Raw genomic sequence first — 582 nt, forward strand, 5'->3', positions numbered from 1 at the left:
ATTTCTCAGCTTGCCATTTTCTTCAAAGGGAGGTTATTATTGGACATTGACATTAAGGGCTAATTCGGGGCTGACACAGTGTTGTTAACAGACCCAGAACACCTGAAAATGCTGTCACTAAATCAACCAACGTACAAGTCAAAATACTATTGGCCAGATGAAGATAAAACAATATCAGATTGATGCCTTTGCCAAGCAGGTATTCAAGGGCAATCCTGCCGCAGTTTGCCCGCTTAACCAGTGGCTGGAGGATGAGCTCCTTCAATCCATTGCGCAGGAGAATAATCTCTCTGAGACCGCCTTTTTCGTCCCGAACGAAAATGGGTTTCAACTGCGTTGGTTTACCCCGCTTGCCGAGATTGATCTGTGCGGTCATGCAACACTGGCATCGGCTCATATCATATTTAATATTCTCGGTTACCAGATGGACGTCATCGAGTTTGAAACACGCAGTGGAAAACTCCCTGTTTACCGCAACGGCGCGTTACTATCCATGAACTTTCCAGCAATCCCGTTGAAACCTTGTACACCGCCAGCGGTATTGATTGATGGGCTTGGTCTGCGTCCAATTGAGGTTATGGC

1 protein-coding gene is annotated in these 582 nt (G+C 46.4%); it reads left to right on the forward strand.

The annotated features are described in order from the left end of the window. Positions 1 to 157 precede the first annotated feature (157 nt). On the forward strand, positions 158 to 582 hold a 425-nt coding region (locus AB7D94_RS15265), incomplete at its 3' end, for a PhzF family phenazine biosynthesis protein (RefSeq protein ID WP_420266842.1).

The organism is Candidatus Magnetominusculus dajiuhuensis (assembly GCF_046044395.1).
GTDB classification, from domain to species: Bacteria; Nitrospirota; Thermodesulfovibrionia; order Thermodesulfovibrionales; family Magnetobacteriaceae; genus Magnetominusculus; species Magnetominusculus dajiuhuensis.